Raw genomic sequence first — 15,560 nt, 5'->3', positions numbered from 1 at the left:
GCGGGCGGTCGCGCCGCCACATTGACGTGGGTCAAGCCCGCGCTCAGCGGTAGAGGTAGATGGGGCTGGTCCAGGCCAGCGTGCCGTCCTCCTGCGTCACGCGAATGAAGATCGGGTTGTCGCCTTCAGGGCGCAGCGCGATGCGCCGCGTGAAGGTCATCGTCCGCTGCGGATTCGCCGTGGGCAGGCGGAAGACCTTCAGGTAGCGCGGCAGCACGCCGCTTTCGTCGAAGATCTCGTCCTCAAGGCCGATCTCTTCCAGCGGCAGACCGCACTTCACCAGCGGCGTCTCGATCTTCAGGGTGCCGCCGTAGGGATCGGCCACCCAGAGGTCGAAGCCGCCGATGTTGCCGGTGGTCAGCGCCCGCCAGGCCAGCTCGGTCTCCGAGACCTGGTCCAGGGTCTTGTCGCGGTTGAAGAAGTTGATCGGCCGGGCGGCGACGACGCTGTTGTCGGAGAGGTGCGCGCTGCCGTCCCAGATAACCTGGCGGAAGCGGCCGCGATACTCGGCGCCTTCCCAGACGACGCGGATGCGGTTGCCCAGGTCCTCCGCGCCGTAGGGGCGCAGGGTTTCCAGGTGCTCCAGGCCGTTGAAGAGGTCGACGCGCTCGATCGGCGCGGCGGCGGCGATGTCGACCTGCAATTCCACCTCGCCCTCGGGCAGCTGGACGAAGTCGCCCATGATCGCCTCGCTTGCCGGCCGCCCTTCGCTGGGGCCGAGGCGCGGATCGTCGTGGTAGAGCGTGGCCGCGCCGCCCAGGCTGGCCCGCAGATCGATGAAGGGACGCCCGCCGTGGCCGCCGGTGGTGGCGTAGTGATGGCGCTTGCGCAGGCAGTCGAGGATCGCCGCGCGGCTCAGCTCCTCGGTCAGGAAGCAGGTCAGCCCGCCGACGGCGCCGAACAGCGAGGCGCCGGGGTAGCTGGCCCCGGGGCGTCCCTTGTGGCCGTCGGAGTTGGCGACGATGCCGACCCGGTAGCCCATCTCGAAGGCGTCCTGGACCAGCCATTCGAAGGTCCCCCAGGAGCTGTGCACCTCCATGGATTTCTCGAAGCGGCCGTCGTGGGCCATCTTCACGTCGGCGTAGCGCCCGCCGCAGTGGGCGTAGCCGACCACGTCCCACTCCTTGTTGTCGGCCAGGGCCTGGAACAGCTCGGCGGCGCTGTTGGCGTCGCTGGCGATGTCGGAGCGGTCCTCGACCAGGGCGTGGGAGGAACGCCTGAGGATGCGCCCCTCTTCGGGGAAGTAGATGTTGCGGTCGCCACCCAGGCCGGTGTTGCCGGACCATTCATAGCCGGGAATGGCGACGAAGCTGCCGGGCCGGTCGAACTCGGCGCAGAGGGCGTCGAGCTCGCGCCAGAAGGGGGTGGTGATCTGGAAGTCGTTGCCCTGGTGGCCGGTGGCGTCCAGGAAGGCGCGGTCGCGGGCGAAGGCAAAGTACTGCCGGGCGCTGCCGGTGCCGATGGTCTCCTCGGACTGGCCGTGCAGATCGCCCCAGAAATGCACCAGTGCGGATCCCTCAACGATGCGCAGGGGATTGGCCTCGGCCGCCGCCGTGCCATCCTCCTGCAGCAGGCGCAGGCGCAGCTCGCCCGGCTCGGCCAGGCTCAGCCCCTCGATCGTGGCGGCGAAGGCGCCGGGCGCCAGGCGCAGCGTCTCCGGCAGGCCGGCGACGGGCAGGTTGCTCTCCAGGCGCAGCACCGCATCGCACTTGTCCGTGGGGTTGCCCCAGAGGTCCTCGGCCCTGACCTTCAGCGCGAAGGTCTCCCCGCAGCGCCGAAGCGTCGGCAGCACGGCGACGAAGCTTTCCGGCGCGCCGGGAACGATGCGGATCGTCGGCTGCTCGGGCAGCGGCTGATAGCAGTAGGTGGCAATGGGGTCGACCAGGGTGTGGAACTCGAAGCTGTCCTCGCAGAAGGTCTGCAGGCGCATGCCGGGCGAGCCCCGGGAGCGGTCGCCGAAGGTCACCGTGATGGTGTCGCCCTCGCGCAGGAAGCCGCGCACCACCTTTATATAGAGGGTACGGTCCCAGGGCCGCACGTTGCCCTTGGGGTCGTAGTGGTACTGCAGCACGGCGGAGTTGGAGGCGACGATGGTGGTGTAGTTCGGCCCTTGCGGGTTCTCGAACTGCGGGCGGGTCTGGTCGCTGGCGAAGCGGAAGCAGATACGCAGCGAGCCGGAGTCGTCGATGCCGAACTTGCCGGCGGTGTAGACCAGGGTGAAGGTCTGGTGGCTGCCGGCCACGAAGTCGCCGTCGGGCGTCAGGGTCACCGAGCCCAGTTCCCGCGCCGGTATGGCGCCGCGCTGCGGCGTGCTGGCGAGGCCGCCGGCGGCGGGCGGCAGGGCGGCGTCGTCGGGACTGCCGAGCGGCTGGTCGGTCACGGGGTCGTCTCCTCCTAGGGGCCTCTTTACGGGCCTCTCTCTCGACCTTGCCGCCGGTCTCGCCGTGCTTGCCGGCGCGATCAGGTGGTCGGGTCGTCGATCAACGGACTGGGCTTGGCCAGGCTACGCAGGTCGTCGATCTTGGTCAGGCGAATCTCGCGGCCACTCACCTCCACGCCGTAGGGCTTCAGGGTGACGAAGGCGCGGGACAGGTTCTCCGGCGTCATGCCCAGGAGGGCGGCCAGGGTGCGCTTGTCGATCTGCAACTGGACGACGCCGGTGCCGCCCTGCTCGGTCTCTGTGCGCAGCAGGTAGTTGGCCAGGCGCTCGACGGCATTGCGCAGCTTGTGGCTTTTCAGGGATTTGACCACGCCGCGGTAGCGGGCCGCCAGTTCGCGCACCACGGCGCGGGCAAAGACCTGGTCGCGGGCGAAGATCGCGCGCACGTTCTCCGAGGGCACCATCAGGATTTTGGAGCTCTCCACCGTGCGCCCCGACATCAGGAAGGGGGCGTCGCGCAGCACGGCGGCCAGGATGAAGGTGGTCACCGGCCGCATGATCTCGATGGAGGTCTCGCGCCCGCCGTTGGCGGCGAAGAGCTCCACGCCGCCTTCGACCATGATGTAGAGGAAGTCGGCGGGGTCGCCCTCGGTGATGAGCTGCACCTGTGGCGGAAAACGTTGCAGGAAGGCGGCCTGCATCAGCTCGTCGAAATTGGCCTCTTCCATTTCGGCGAAGAGGTCCAGTTCACGCACCAAGGGTAGATCTATAGACCTCAAGGAAACTCTCCGACTCGCCTGGCCCACTCTGCGGCAAGGTAATGCCAATTCTTGATAATTATCAAGATTTCAATTTAAACATAATAATTCTGTAATACAAAAAATCCGGAAGAGAATAGAAAAAAGATATCCAAGCGCTTGTTTCAGCAATGGTTCTACAAAAATTGACCTGCATCAAATAAATCTCGTCACGGTCTGATGAATATCCCTCCGCCTGGGAGGCGGGGCCTTCCAGCCAGTTTTGTCGGGCTGCGGCAGAGGAGGGAATCATGCACGACCTGCAAGGCGTCACGCCGGGGCAACAGACGAAGGTGCTGGGCATCAGCACCTTTTCTTTTTCGGTTTGCTTCGCCGTTTGGACGATCTTCTCGATCATCGGCGTGAAGATCAAACAGGATCTCGGGCTTTCCGAAACGGAGTTCGGCATCCTGGTGGCCACGCCGATTCTCACCGGCTCCTTGAGCCGCATCTTCCTGGGGATCTGGACCGACCAGTACGGCGGCCGCACCGTATTCACGGCTGTGATGGCGCTGACCTCTATCGCCGTATACCTGCTGTCGACGGTGAGCACCTACGGGATGTTCCTGGTCGCGGCGCTCGGCGTCGGGCTGGCCGGCGGCTCCTTCGCCGTCGGCATCGCCTACGTGTCGCGCTGGTACGAGAAGGATCGCCAGGGCACGGCGCTCGGCATTTTCGGCGTCGGCAACGTCGGCGCTGCCGTCACCAACTTCGTTGCCCCCTTCCTGCTCGTGGCCTTCGGCTGGCAATCGACCGCCCAGGTCTATGCGGCCGTGTTGCTGGCCACCGCGGTCCTCTTCTTCCTCTTCACCCGTGACGATCCTGCGACGGCAGCGCGGAAGAAAAGCGGTCAGCGCCCGCGCAGCATGTTTATGGAGCTGGAGCCCCTCAAGCGGCTGCAGGTCTGGCGCTTCGCCCTTTATTACTTCTTCGTCTTCGGCGCTTTCGTCGCCCTCGCGCTGTGGCTGCCCCGCTATCTGATCGGCGTCTACGATCTTGATATCAAGACCGCCGGTATGCTTGCCGCCTTCTATGCGGTGCCGGCCAGCCTGTTTCGGGCCTATGGCGGCCACCTGTCCGACAAGTACGGTGCGCGCAAGGTCATGTACTGGACCTTCGCCGTGTCGGTGATCTGCACCTTCATGCTCTCCTATCCCGAGACCCAATACATCATCCAGGGCATCCAGGGGCCGATCGTCTTCTCGACGAGCATGGGCCTGGTCCCCTTCGTCGTGACGATCTTCGTCCTCGGCTTCTTCATGTCGCTGGGCAAGGCGGCGGTCTACAAGCACATCCCGGTCTACTATCCCGACAACGTCGGGTCCGTCGGCGGCCTGGTCGGCATGATCGGCGGCCTCGGCGGTTTTGTGCTGCCGATCGCCTTCGGCGTGATGAACGACCTGACCGGAATCTGGACCAGCTGCTTTGCGCTGCTCTTCGGCATCGTCGTGGTCGCACTGGTCTGGATGCACGTCGCAATCCGCCGCATGGAACAGGCGGCCCTCGCCGGTCAAGGTACTCAGCTGCCCGAACTGCCGGAAATGCTGGAAATCCACAAGCCTGAGCATGTGCGGCCATCAAGCGCGGTGATCGAGGACTGGCGGCCGGACGACGAGGAGTTCTGGGCCACCAAGGGCCGCAAGATTGCCAACCGCAATCTCTGGATCTCGATCCCCTGTCTGCTGCTGGCCTTCTCGGTCTGGATGGTCTGGAGCGTCGTGATCGCCAAATTGCCGGCGATCGGCTTCAACTACACCACCGACCAGTTGTTCTGGCTGGCGGCCCTGCCGGGTCTCTCCGGCGCCACCCTGCGCATCTTCTACTCCTTCATGGTGCCGATCTTCGGCGGCCGGCTTTGGACGACGATGACAACCGCTTCCCTGCTGATCCCGGCTTTCGGTATCGGCTATGCGGTGCAGGACCCGGAAACGCCTTATCTGATCTTCCTGGTCCTGGCGCTGCTCTGCGGCTTCGGCGGCGGCAACTTCGCCTCCTCGATGGCCAATATCAGCTTCTTCTTCCCGAAGAAGCAGAAGGGCAACGCCTTGGCGCTCAACGCCGGCCTCGGCAACGCGGGCGTCAGCGTGATGCAGTTCACCGTGCCTCTGGTCATCACCGCGGGCGTCTTCGGCGCGATCGGCGGGGAGCCTCAGGTGGCGGGTGAGACCACCCAACTGTGGCTGCAGAATGCGGGCTTCATCTGGGTGCCCTTCCTGATCGTCGCGACGCTGGCGGCCTGGTTCGGCATGAACGACATCGCCTCGGCGAGGGCCTCCTTCAAGGAGCAGTCGATCATCTTCCAGCGCAAGCACAACTGGATCATGTGCTGGCTCTACACCGGTACCTTCGGATCCTTCATCGGTTACTCAGCCGGTTTCCCGCTGCTCGCCAAGACCCAGTTCCCGGAAGTCGACTCTCTGCAGTTCGTCTTCCTCGGGCCGCTGGTCGGTGCGCTCAGCCGCGCGGCAACGGGCTGGATCTCCGACAAGTTCGGCGGCGGCCGGGTCACCTTGTGGACCTTCGCCGTGATGATCGCGGCGGTGATGGGGGTGCTCTACTTCCTGGCCGTCAAGGACGCGTCCTATGCTTTCTGGGGCTTCTTCGCGATGTTCATGCTGCTGTTCTTCGCAACCGGTGTGGGCAACGCTTCGACGTTCCAGATGATCCCCGTCATCATGCACCGGGAGATCGGCCGTCTGATGCCGAACCTGGATACGGCGGCGCGGCAGCGCCAGTCGGAGAAGGAGTCGGCGGCGATCATTGGCTTCACCTCGGCGATCGCAGCCTACGGCGCCTTCTTCATTCCGAAGTCCTACGGCTCGTCGATCGCCTTGACCGGCGGCCCGGAAGCGGCGCTTTGGGGCTTTGCGATCTTCTATGCGACCTGCGCATTTCTGACGTGGTGGTTCTACACGCGCGGGGGCGGCCTGCTGCACGACATCGAACGTCGTCGTGCCACGGATACCGCCGCCCACGCAGCCGCCGAGTAACCGGAGGAATACGATGAGCCAACTGCTCGACCGCCTGAACTTCTTTTCCTCGAAGTCGCAAGGCGAGTTCGCCGACGGTCACGGCGTGACCACCGGCGAGGACCGCAGCTGGGAGGAGAGCTACCGCAAGCGCTGGCAGCACGACAAGATCGTGCGCTCCACCCACGGGGCCAACTGCACCGGCTCCTGCTCGTGGAAGATCTACGTGAAGGGTGGCATCGTCACCTGGGAGACCCAGCAGACGGACTACCCGCGCACGCGGCCCGACCTGCCGAATCACGAGCCGCGCGGCTGCAGCCGCGGGGCCAGCTACAGCTGGTATCTCTACTCCGGCAATCGGGTGAAGTACCCCCTGGTGCGCGGGCGCCTGCTGAAGCTGTGGCGCGAGGCGCGGGCGGTTCGTACGCCGGTGGCCGCCTGGGCCTCCATCGTCGAGGATCCGAAGAAGCGCGCGGCCTATACGAAGAAGCGCGGCCTCGGCGGTTTCGTGCGCGCCAAGTGGGAGGAGGTCAACGAGATCATCGCCGCGGCCAATGCCTACACGGCGAAGACCTACGGACCCGACCGGGTCATCGGCTTTTCGCCGATCCCGGCCATGTCCATGGTCTCCTACGCCGCGGGTTCGCGCTACCTCTCCCTCTTGGGCGGCGTCTGCATGTCGTTCTACGACTGGTACTGCGACCTGCCGCCGGCCTCGCCGCAGACCTGGGGCGAGCAGACCGACGTGCCGGAGAGTGCCGACTGGTACAACGCCGGCTTCCTGATGATCTGGGGCTCCAACGTGCCGCAGACCCGCACGCCGGACGCCCACTTCTATACCGAGGTGCGCTACAAGGGCACCAAGTCTGTGGTGGTCAGCCCGGACTACTCCGAAGCCTCCAAGTTCGCCGATCTCTGGCTGCACCCCAAGCAGGGCACCGACGCGGCGCTGGCCATGGCCATGGGCCACGTCATCCTGCGCGAGTTCCACCTGGACCGCCAGGCCGACTACTTCGAAGTCTACGCCCGGCGCTATACCGACATGCCGATGCTGGTCCGCCTCACCAAGAAGGACGGCCACTACGTGCCGGAGCGCCTGCTGCGCGCCTCCGACCTGGACGGCAAGCTGGGCCAGGAGAACAATCCAGACTGGAAGACCCTGGCCATCGATGAGACGAGTGACGGCATCGTCGCGCCGCAGGGCTCCGTCGGCTTCCGCTGGGGCGAGCAGGGCAAGTGGAACCTGGAGGAGAAGGACGCCGAGGGGCGCGACGTGAAGCTGCGGCTCAGCCAGATCCTGGACAAGGACCACGACGACGTGGTCGATGTCGGCTTCCCCTACTTCGGCAACCGCGAGCACGACCACTTCAAGGGCACCGACCATCCCGACGTGCTGCTGCGCCGGGTGCCGGTGAAGGCGTTGAAGACCACCGAGGGCGAGGCGCTGGTCGCCACCGTCTTCGACCTCTTCGTCGCCAACTACGGCCTCGACCGCGGGCTCGGCGGCCAGCACGTGGCCAAGAGCTTCGACGAGAACGTGCCTTACACGCCGGCCTGGGCGGAGGCGATCACCGGCGTGCCGGCCGACCACATCGTCACCGTGGCGCGGGAGTTCGCCGGCAACGCCGAGAAGACCAACGGCCGTTCCATGGTCATCCTCGGCGCCGGCCTGAACCACTGGTACCACATGGACATGAACTACCGGGGGATCATCAATCTCCTGGTCATGTGCGGCTGCGTCGGACAGTCGGGCGGCGGCTGGTCACACTACGTCGGCCAGGAGAAGCTGCGTCCGCAGACCGGCTGGCTGCCGCTGGCCTTCGGCCTCGACTGGGCCCGCCCGCCGCGGCACATGAACTCCACCTCCTTCTTCTACGCCCACACCGACCAATGGCGCTACGAGAGCCTGGGCGTGGAGGAGATCCTCTCGCCGACGGCGCCGGAAGGCCCCTGGGACGGCGCGCTGATCGACTACAACATCCGCGCCGAGCGCATGGGCTGGCTGCCCTCGGCACCGCAGCTCCAGACCAACCCGCTGGAGGTCGCCAAGGCGGCCGCGGCGGCCGGCAAGGACCCTAAGGACTACGTGGTCGAGCAGCTGAAGTCCGGCGAGCTCAAGATGTCCTGCGAGGATCCGGACAATCCGGCCAACTGGCCGCGCAACATGTTCGTCTGGCGCTCCAACCTGCTGGGTTCTTCGGGCAAGGGCCACGAGTACTTCCTGAAACACCTGCTCGGCACTTCGCACGGCGTCCTCGGCAAGGACCTGGGCGAGGATGCCAGTGAGAACGGGGCTCAGAAGCCGCAGGAGGCCGTGTGGCACGACGAGGCGCCGCAAGGCAAGCTCGACCTGCTGGTTACCCTGGACTTCCGCATGTCGACCACCTGCGTCTACTCGGACATCGTGCTGCCGACGGCGACCTGGTATGAGAAGAACGACCTCAACACCTCCGACATGCATCCCTTCATCCATCCGCTGACTTCCGCGGCCGACCCGGCCTGGGAGTGCCGCAGCGACTGGGACATCTACAAGGGCATCGCCAAGAAATTCTCCGAGGTGGCGCCCGAGGTGCTGGGCGTGGAGAAGGACGTGGTCACGGTGCCGATCCTGCACGACACGCCGGCGGAGATCGCTCAGGCGATGGACGTGAAGGACTGGAAGAAGGGCGAGATCGACCCGATCCCCGGCAGGACCATGCCGCAGATCGCCGTGGTCGAGCGCGACTACCCGAACCTCTACAAGCGCTTCACCGCGCTGGGCCCGCTGATGAACAAGCTGGGCAACGGCGGCAAGGGCATCTCCTGGAACACCGAGCACGAGGTCGATGGCCTCGCCAAGCTGAACGGCGTGGTGGTCGAGGAAGGCCCCACCAAGGGCATGCCGCGCATCGAAACCGATATCGACGCCACCGAGGTCATCCTCATGCTGGCGCCGGAGACCAACGGCGAAGTCGCGGTCAAGGCCTGGGAGGCGCTCGGCAAGGCCACGGGGCGTGACCACACGCACCTGGCGGTGCCCAAGGAGGACGAGAAGATCCGCTTCCGCGACGTGGTCGCCCAGCCGCGCAAGATCATCTCCTCGCCGACCTGGTCGGGCATCGAGTCGGAGAAGGTTTGCTATAACGCCGGCTACACCAACGTCCACGAGCTGATCCCCTGGCGCACGCTGACCGGCCGCCAGCAGCTCTACCAGGATCACCTCTGGATGCGGGCCTTCGGCGAGGGCTTCTGTGTCTACCGTCCGCCGATCGACACCAAGACCGTGAACCCTGTCATCAAGTCGAAGGACAACGGCAATCCGCAGGTGGTGCTGAACTTCATCACGCCGCACCAGAAGTGGGGCATCCACTCCACCTATACCGACAACCTGCTGATGCTGACCCTCAACCGCGGCGGTCCCGTGGTGTGGATCAGCGAGACGGACGCCAGGAAGGCGGGCATCAAGGACAACGACTGGGTCGAGGCCTACAACACCAACGGGGCCCTGACCGCCCGAGCCGTGGTTTCCCAGCGCATGCACGAGGGCACGATCTTCATGTACCACGCGCAGGAGAAGATCGTGAACACGCCGGGCTCGGAGATGACGGGCCAGCGCGGCGGCATCCACAATTCGGTGACCCGCGCGGTGTTGAAGCCGACTCACATGATCGGCGGTTATGCCCAGCAGTCCTACGGCTTCAACTACTACGGCACGGTGGGCTCCAACCGCGACGAGTTCGTCATCGTCCGCAAGATGGACAAGGTCGACTGGCTCGAACGGCCCGCCCAAGACGGCCAGGATTCCTTCAGTGGGGAGGCAGCAGAATGAAAATCCGCGCACAAATCGGCATGGTGCTGAACCTCGACAAGTGCATCGGGTGCCACACCTGCTCGGTCACCTGCAAGAACGTTTGGACCAACCGTGAAGGCATGGAATACGCCTGGTTCAACAACGTCGAGACCAAGCCCGGGATCGGCTATCCCAAGGAGTGGGAGAACCAGAAGCGTTGGAACGGCGGCTGGGAGCGTACCGGCAACGGCCGCCTGCGGCCCAAGATGGGCCCCAAGTGGCGGGTGCTGGCGAAGATCTTCGCCAACCCCGACCTGCCGGAGATCGACGACTACTACGAGCCTTTCACCTTCGACTACGAGCACCTGCAGAAGGCGCCGGAATTGGAGGCCTCGCCGACGGCCAGGCCGCGCTCGCTGATCAGCGGCGAGCGCATGGAGAAGATCGAATGGGGTCCGAACTGGGAGGAGATCCTGGGCGGCGAGTTCGAGAAGCGCTCCAAGGACGTGAACTTCGAGGGCGTCGAGAAGGAGATCTACGGCGTCTTCGAGAACACCTTCATGATGTACCTGCCGCGCCTCTGCGAGCACTGCCTCAATCCTGCCTGCGTCGCGGCCTGTCCTTCCGGCGCAATCTACAAGCGCGAGGAGGACGGCATCGTCCTGATCGACCAGGAGAAGTGCCGCGGCTGGCGCATGTGCGTCTCCGGCTGTCCCTACAAGAAGATCTACTACAACTGGTCGACGGGCAAGTCGGAGAAGTGCATCTTCTGCTATCCGCGCATCGAGGCGGGGCAGCCGACGGTCTGCTCGGAGACCTGCGTCGGGCGTATCCGCTATCTGGGCGTCCTGCTCTACGATGCCGACCGCATCGGCGAGGCCGCGGCGACCCAGGACGAGGGCGACCTCTACCAGGCGCAGCTCGACATCTTCCTCGACCCCAACGATCCCAAGGTGATCGAGCAGGCCCGCGCCGACGGCGTGCCGGAGGCCTGGTTGGAGTCGGCGCGCAAGTCGCCGGTGTGGAAGATGGCGATGGACTGGAAGGTCGCCTTCCCGCTGCACCCGGAGTACCGCACCCTGCCAATGGTCTGGTATGTGCCGCCGCTCTCGCCGATCCAGTCGGCGGCGGAGGCCGGCAAGATCGCCTGGGACGACGGCCTGCCGGACGTCTCGGCGCTGCGCATCCCCCTGCGCTATCTGGCCAACCTGCTGACCGGCGGCAACGAGGCGCCGGTGGCCGAAGCCCTGCAGCGTATGCTGGGCATGCGCGCCTACATGCGCTCCAAGACCGTCGACGGCGTCATCGACGCCTCGCTGGCCGAGCGGGTGGGCCTCAGCGTGGAGCGCATCGAGGAGATGTACCACGTCATGGCCATCGCCAACTACGAGGATCGCTTCGTCATCCCGACCTCCCACCGCGAGCTGGGTGAGGACGCCTACGACCTGCGCGGCTCCTGCGGCTTCAGCTTCGGCAACGGCTGCTCGGGCGGGGCCAGTGAAACCAACCTCTTCGGCGGCCCGCGCAAGAAGAAGGTGCAAACCCCGACGGAGGTGTTCTGATGGCCAAGACTTTCAAGGTGCTTTCCCTGCTGCTGACCTATCCCGAGGCGGAGTTGCAGGAAGCGGCCGGCGAGATGAAACAGATCCTCGCCAGCGAGAAGCTGGTCCCGGCCAACTGCCTGGAAGGGCTGACCCGCCTGCTGGACGAGATCGCCGAGGGGGATCTCTACGACCTGCAGGAACGCTACGTCCTGCTGTTTGACCGCTCGCGTTCGCTGTCGCTGCACCTCTTCGAGCACATCCACGGGGAGAGCCGCGACCGCGGCCAAGCCATGGTCGACCTGGCCGAACACTACGAGCGCCACGGTCTGGTGCTGAGTGCCAGGGAACTGCCGGACTTCCTGCCTCTGTTTCTGGAATTCCTCGCCACCCGGCCGCTGCCGGAGGCGCTGGAACTGCTGGAGCAGCCGCTCGATGTCGTCGCCGCCTTGGCCGAGCGTCTGCGCAAGCGCAAGAGCGACTACGCCTGGGTGCTGCTCGCGCTGGAGGGCATCTCCCGGGGAAAGCCGTCGCAGGCGGTGCTGGATGAACTGCTCGCCGCGCCGGACGACGACCCCGAGGACCTGGAGGCTCTCGACCGCGCCTGGGAGGACCAGCCGGTCACCTTTGGCCCCGGGGCCCCGGGCGCCGGCGGCGTTTCGCCGGGCGGCGGCTGCCCGGCGGTGCGCGACACACTGGCGCGGATGGATCGTCCCGCCGATACCAAGCCTTTGTGAGGAGCACGCGTCATGGCTTCCTTCCTCAACACGCTGATCTTCGGAATCTACCCCTACATCGCGCTGGCCGTGCTGGCGCTGGGCTCGATCATCCGCTACGACCGCGAGCCCTACACCTGGCGCTCGGGGTCGAGCCAGCTGCTGCGCCGGCGCCAGCTCGTCATGGGCTCGGTGCTCTTCCACGTCGGCGTGCTCATCGTTTTCTTCGGCCATCTGGTCGGCCTGCTGACGCCGATCCAGCTGTTCGACCTGGTGGGCATCAGCCACGGCTTCAAGCAGATCATGGCCATCGTGGTCGGCGGCGTGGCCGGCGGCTTCGCGATCATCGGCGCCACCATGCTGGCGCACCGGCGCCTCTTCGACCCGCGCATCCGCGCTACCTCCAGCTTCGGCGACAACGCCATCATCGTGCTGCTGTGGCTGCAACTCGCCCTGGGTCTGGCGACCATCCCGCTGTCGCTGGGGCACCTGGACGGCAACGAGATGGTCACCTTCATGTCCTGGGCGCAGGGAATCTTCACCTTCGACTTCGCCGCGTCGAGCTACATCGCCGGGGCGCATCCGATCTTCAAGGCGCACCTCTTCCTGGGCCTGACCATCTTCCTGGTCTTCCCCTTCACGCGCCTGGTGCACATGCTGAGCGTGCCGCTGCGCTACTTCTGGCGCCCGGGCTATCAGATCGTGCGCTCCAAGCGGGCAGCCGCGGAGTAGGGCGATGCAGGAGATCCGTATCAACGAGACGACCATCGAACCGGCGGCGGTGCTGGCCGAGGCCCAGCACCACCCCGCCGACACGCCGGAGGAGGCGCTGACCGCCGCCGCCACGGCGCTGGCGATCCGCGAACTGCTGCTGCAGGAAGCGCGCCGCCGGGGCATCGAGGCCGAACCGCAGAGCGACGGCCAGGGACGGCGAGAGGCCGAAGAGGACGCGCTGATCCGCTGCCTCCTCGCGGCCGAGGTGACGATCCCGGAAGCGGACCCGGAAACCTGCCGGCGCTATTTCGACAACAACCGGGCGCGCTTTCGCAGTCCGGATCTCTTCGAGGCGGCGCACATCCTGCTCTCCGCCGCGCCGGAGGAGGCGGCGGCCTATGCCAAGGCGGTGGCCGAGGCCGAGCGTCTGATCGCCGCTCTGCAGGAGAAGCCCCAGCGCTTCGCCAAGCTGGCTGCCGAGTTCTCCGCCTGCACTTCGGCGCAGAACGAGGGACGTTTGGGCCAGGTGGCGCGCGGCGAGACGGTGCCGGAATTCGAGACCTTCCTGGAGAACCTGGAAGAAGGACAGCTCTGCCCGGTGCCGGTGCAATCGCGCTACGGCGTGCACGTCCTGCGCCTCGACCGCCGCATCGAAGGCCGGGAGCTGCCTTTCGAGGCGGTGGCGGAAACCATTGCCGATCAGTTGCAGGAGACGTCCTGGCGGCGTGCCGTCGCCCAGTACATCCGGGTCCTTGCCGGGCAGGCGCAGATCGAAGGCATCGTGCTCGACGCCGCGGAGAGCCCGCTGGTCCAATAGTCCACAAGAAAAGAAAGCAAGGGAGGCCGCAATGAGTGCCGCGCTAAGAATTCCGCCGCAGATCGAGCCGGCATCGGCGGCACTGCTCAGCGACCCCCTCGACTTCTTCTTTGCCGAGCACTTTCGCCAGCGCAAGCTGTGCAACCTGATCGAGGAAATGGCGCTGGCCGAGACCCTGGACTGGGCGCTGACGGCCGAGGTCCTGGATTTCCTGCGCCACGATGCGGTGCTGCATGTGCGCGACGAGGAGGAGGACCTCTTCCCGCTGATGCGCGAGCGCTGCCCGCCGGAGGACGAGATCGAGCGGGTGCTCTCGGCGCTGAACGCCGAGCATGCCGGCGACCGCCACCTGGCCGACATTGTGATCGAGGGCCTGGAGAAGGCGCTGGCCGCGGCGCAGCCGCCCTCGGCTCTGCCGGGACTGCGCGAGGCGATGATCGATTTCGCCCGCAACGAGCGCCGCCATCTGGCGCTGGAGAACTCCGTGGTGCTGCCGCTGGCCCGCCGGCGCCTCTCACCGGACGACCTGGTCCGCCTCTCGGCGAACCTGCTGCGCCGCCGCCAGGAAGGTGCCGGAGAGGAAAACGCATGAGCAGCGGTGAGTCGGGCCTGGACCGGCGCCGGGACTACAACGGTCCGGCTCTCTTTCGCCAAGGCTTCCGGCCCTTTTTCTTCGCTGCCGGTCTGTGGGCCGCTCTGGCCCTGCCGCTGTGGCTGGGCCAGTTCCTGGGCGCCTTCGAGTTGCCGCTGCTCTTCGGCCCTCTGGCCTGGCACGCCCACGAGATGATCTTCGGCTTCGCCGGCGCGGTCATCGCCGGCTTCCTGCTGACGGCCGTGCCCAACTGGACGGGGCGCCTGCCGGTGCAGGGGACGGCGCTGATGGTGCTGGCCGGCTGCTGGCTGCTGGGCCGCCTCGCCATGGCGGTCTCCGGCCTGCTCGGCGCCCTGCCGACCGCCGTGCTCGACCTGGCTTTTCCCCTACTGCTGCTGGCCCTGGCGCTGCGCGAGATCGTCGCCGGGCGCAACTGGCGCAACCTGCCGCTTCCCCTGGCGCTCGCCGTGCTGCTCGCCGCCAATGCCCTGACCCACCTGGAGGCGGCGGGTCTGCTGAGTTCAGGGTCGGCCGGGCAGCGCCTGGGGGTGGCCGCGGTGATCATGCTCATCTGTCTCATCGGCGGGCGCATCCTGCCCAGCTTCACCCGCAACTGGCTGGCCAAGCGCGGCGCGACAACGATGCCGCTGCCCTTCGGCAGCTTCGACAAGCTCTGCCTGCTGGTCACCGCGATCTCGCTGGTCGCCTGGGTGGCCCTGCCGGACCACGCCGTGGTGGGCGGCCTGCTGCTGCTGGCCGGTGTCCTCAACGCCATGCGCCTGGCCCGCTGGCAGGGGCTGCGCAGCCTGCCGGAGCCGCTGCTGTGGAGCCTGCACCTGGGTTTCCTCTGGGTGCCGCTGGGACTCATGCTGCTGGCGCTGGGCATCGTGGTGCCGGAGGTGCCGGCGACGACCGCCGGGCTGCACGCACTGACCGCCGGGGCCATCGGCGCCATGACGCTGGCGGTGATGACCCGGGCGAGCCTGGGTCACAGCGGCCGGGCGCTGACGGCGGACAGCTGGACGACGATGGTCTATCTGCTGGTCAACGGGGCCGCGGCGCTGCGGGTCGTGGCCTCGCTGGCGCTGGAGGCCTACATGCCCCTGCTGCATGCCTCCGGGGCGCTGTGGACCGCGGCCTTCGGGCTCTTCGTGCTGCGCTACGCGCCGCTCTACCTATCGGGGCATCGCGCGAAGGGTTAACGCCGGGGCGCCAAGCGGCGGCCTGCTCCCGTTTTCGCGCTGGTCTGCTGGGCCGACCGTCCT

General features: G+C 66.5%; 10 protein-coding genes. 8 read left to right on the top strand and 2 right to left on the bottom strand.

Annotated elements, in window-relative coordinates; genetic code table 11:
- Window positions 1–43: 43 nt before the first annotated feature.
- On the bottom strand, window positions 44–2,380 hold the full coding sequence (locus H7X47_RS11170) for a CehA/McbA family metallohydrolase domain-containing protein (RefSeq protein ID WP_319633583.1): 2,337 nt from the start codon (window positions 2,378–2,380) through the stop codon (window positions 44–46).
- An 80-nt stretch (window positions 2,381–2,460) separates the two neighbouring features.
- Window positions 2,461–3,186 (bottom strand): cyclic nucleotide-binding domain-containing protein, encoded by a 726-nt coding sequence (locus H7X47_RS11165; RefSeq protein ID WP_319633582.1) that lies wholly within the window; start codon window positions 3,184–3,186, stop codon window positions 2,461–2,463.
- A gap of 242 nt (window positions 3,187–3,428) precedes the next feature.
- Between H7X47_RS11165 and H7X47_RS11160 the strand changes: the two genes are divergently transcribed.
- The 8 genes from H7X47_RS11160 to H7X47_RS11125 are packed head-to-tail and all read left to right on the top strand — an operon-like array spanning window position 3,429 to window position 15,497.
- On the top strand, window positions 3,429–6,167 hold the full coding sequence (locus H7X47_RS11160) for a nitrate/nitrite transporter (RefSeq protein ID WP_193368746.1): 2,739 nt from the start codon (window positions 3,429–3,431) through the stop codon (window positions 6,165–6,167).
- 13 nt (window positions 6,168–6,180) lie between these two features.
- Window positions 6,181–9,954: a nitrate reductase subunit alpha gene (locus H7X47_RS11155; protein ID WP_193368745.1), complete on the top strand. Its 3,774-nt coding sequence runs from the start codon at window positions 6,181–6,183 to the stop codon at window positions 9,952–9,954.
- A complete protein-coding gene (gene narH / locus H7X47_RS11150) occupies window positions 9,951–11,477 on the top strand; it encodes a nitrate reductase subunit beta (RefSeq protein ID WP_193368744.1) in 1,527 nt (508 codons plus the stop codon). Before H7X47_RS11155 ends, narH begins: the two co-directional genes overlap by 4 nt.
- A complete protein-coding gene (gene narJ / locus H7X47_RS11145) occupies window positions 11,477–12,193 on the top strand; it encodes a nitrate reductase molybdenum cofactor assembly chaperone (RefSeq protein WP_193368743.1) in 717 nt (238 codons plus the stop codon). Before narH ends, narJ begins: the two co-directional genes overlap by 1 nt.
- Window positions 12,194–12,205: 12 nt before the next feature.
- Entirely contained in the window at window positions 12,206–12,904 is a 699-nt protein-coding gene (gene narI / locus H7X47_RS11140) for a respiratory nitrate reductase subunit gamma (RefSeq protein WP_193368742.1), read from the top strand.
- Window positions 12,905–12,908: 4 nt separating this feature from the next.
- Window positions 12,909–13,703 (top strand): peptidylprolyl isomerase, encoded by a 795-nt coding sequence (locus tag H7X47_RS11135; RefSeq protein WP_193368741.1) that lies wholly within the window; start codon window positions 12,909–12,911, stop codon window positions 13,701–13,703.
- A 31-nt stretch (window positions 13,704–13,734) separates the two neighbouring features.
- Window positions 13,735–14,295, top strand: coding sequence for a hemerythrin domain-containing protein (locus tag H7X47_RS11130; RefSeq protein WP_193368740.1), 561 nt, complete (start codon window positions 13,735–13,737; stop codon window positions 14,293–14,295).
- Window positions 14,292–15,497 (top strand): NnrS family protein, encoded by a 1,206-nt coding sequence (locus H7X47_RS11125; protein ID WP_193368739.1) that lies wholly within the window; start codon window positions 14,292–14,294, stop codon window positions 15,495–15,497. The genes H7X47_RS11130 and H7X47_RS11125 overlap by 4 nt, the downstream gene beginning before the upstream one ends.
- The last annotated feature ends 63 nt before the right edge of the window (window positions 15,498–15,560 follow it).

The sequence above is a fragment of the Pelagibius marinus genome, assembly GCF_014925385.1.
Classification (GTDB): domain Bacteria; phylum Pseudomonadota; class Alphaproteobacteria; order Kiloniellales; family Kiloniellaceae; genus Pelagibius; species Pelagibius marinus.
This window is presented reverse-complemented; position numbering and strand designations above follow the sequence as displayed.

Excerpts from the sequence above, each read along its gene's own strand:
- narJ (WP_193368743.1), top strand. The coding sequence starts at position 11,477 with ATGGCCAAGACTTTCAAGGTGCTTTCCCTGCTGCTGACCTATCCCGAG.
- H7X47_RS11130 (WP_193368740.1), top strand. The coding sequence starts at position 13,735 with ATGAGTGCCGCGCTAAGAATTCCGCCGCAGATCGAGCCGGCATCGGCG.
- H7X47_RS11155 (WP_193368745.1), top strand. The coding sequence starts at position 6,181 with ATGAGCCAACTGCTCGACCGCCTGAACTTCTTTTCCTCGAAGTCGCAA.
- narI (WP_193368742.1), top strand. The coding sequence starts at position 12,206 with ATGGCTTCCTTCCTCAACACGCTGATCTTCGGAATCTACCCCTACATC.
- H7X47_RS11135 (WP_193368741.1), top strand. The coding sequence starts at position 12,909 with ATGCAGGAGATCCGTATCAACGAGACGACCATCGAACCGGCGGCGGTG.
- narH (WP_193368744.1), top strand. The coding sequence starts at position 9,951 with ATGAAAATCCGCGCACAAATCGGCATGGTGCTGAACCTCGACAAGTGC.
- H7X47_RS11160 (WP_193368746.1), top strand. The coding sequence starts at position 3,429 with ATGCACGACCTGCAAGGCGTCACGCCGGGGCAACAGACGAAGGTGCTG.
- H7X47_RS11125 (WP_193368739.1), top strand. The coding sequence starts at position 14,292 with ATGAGCAGCGGTGAGTCGGGCCTGGACCGGCGCCGGGACTACAACGGT.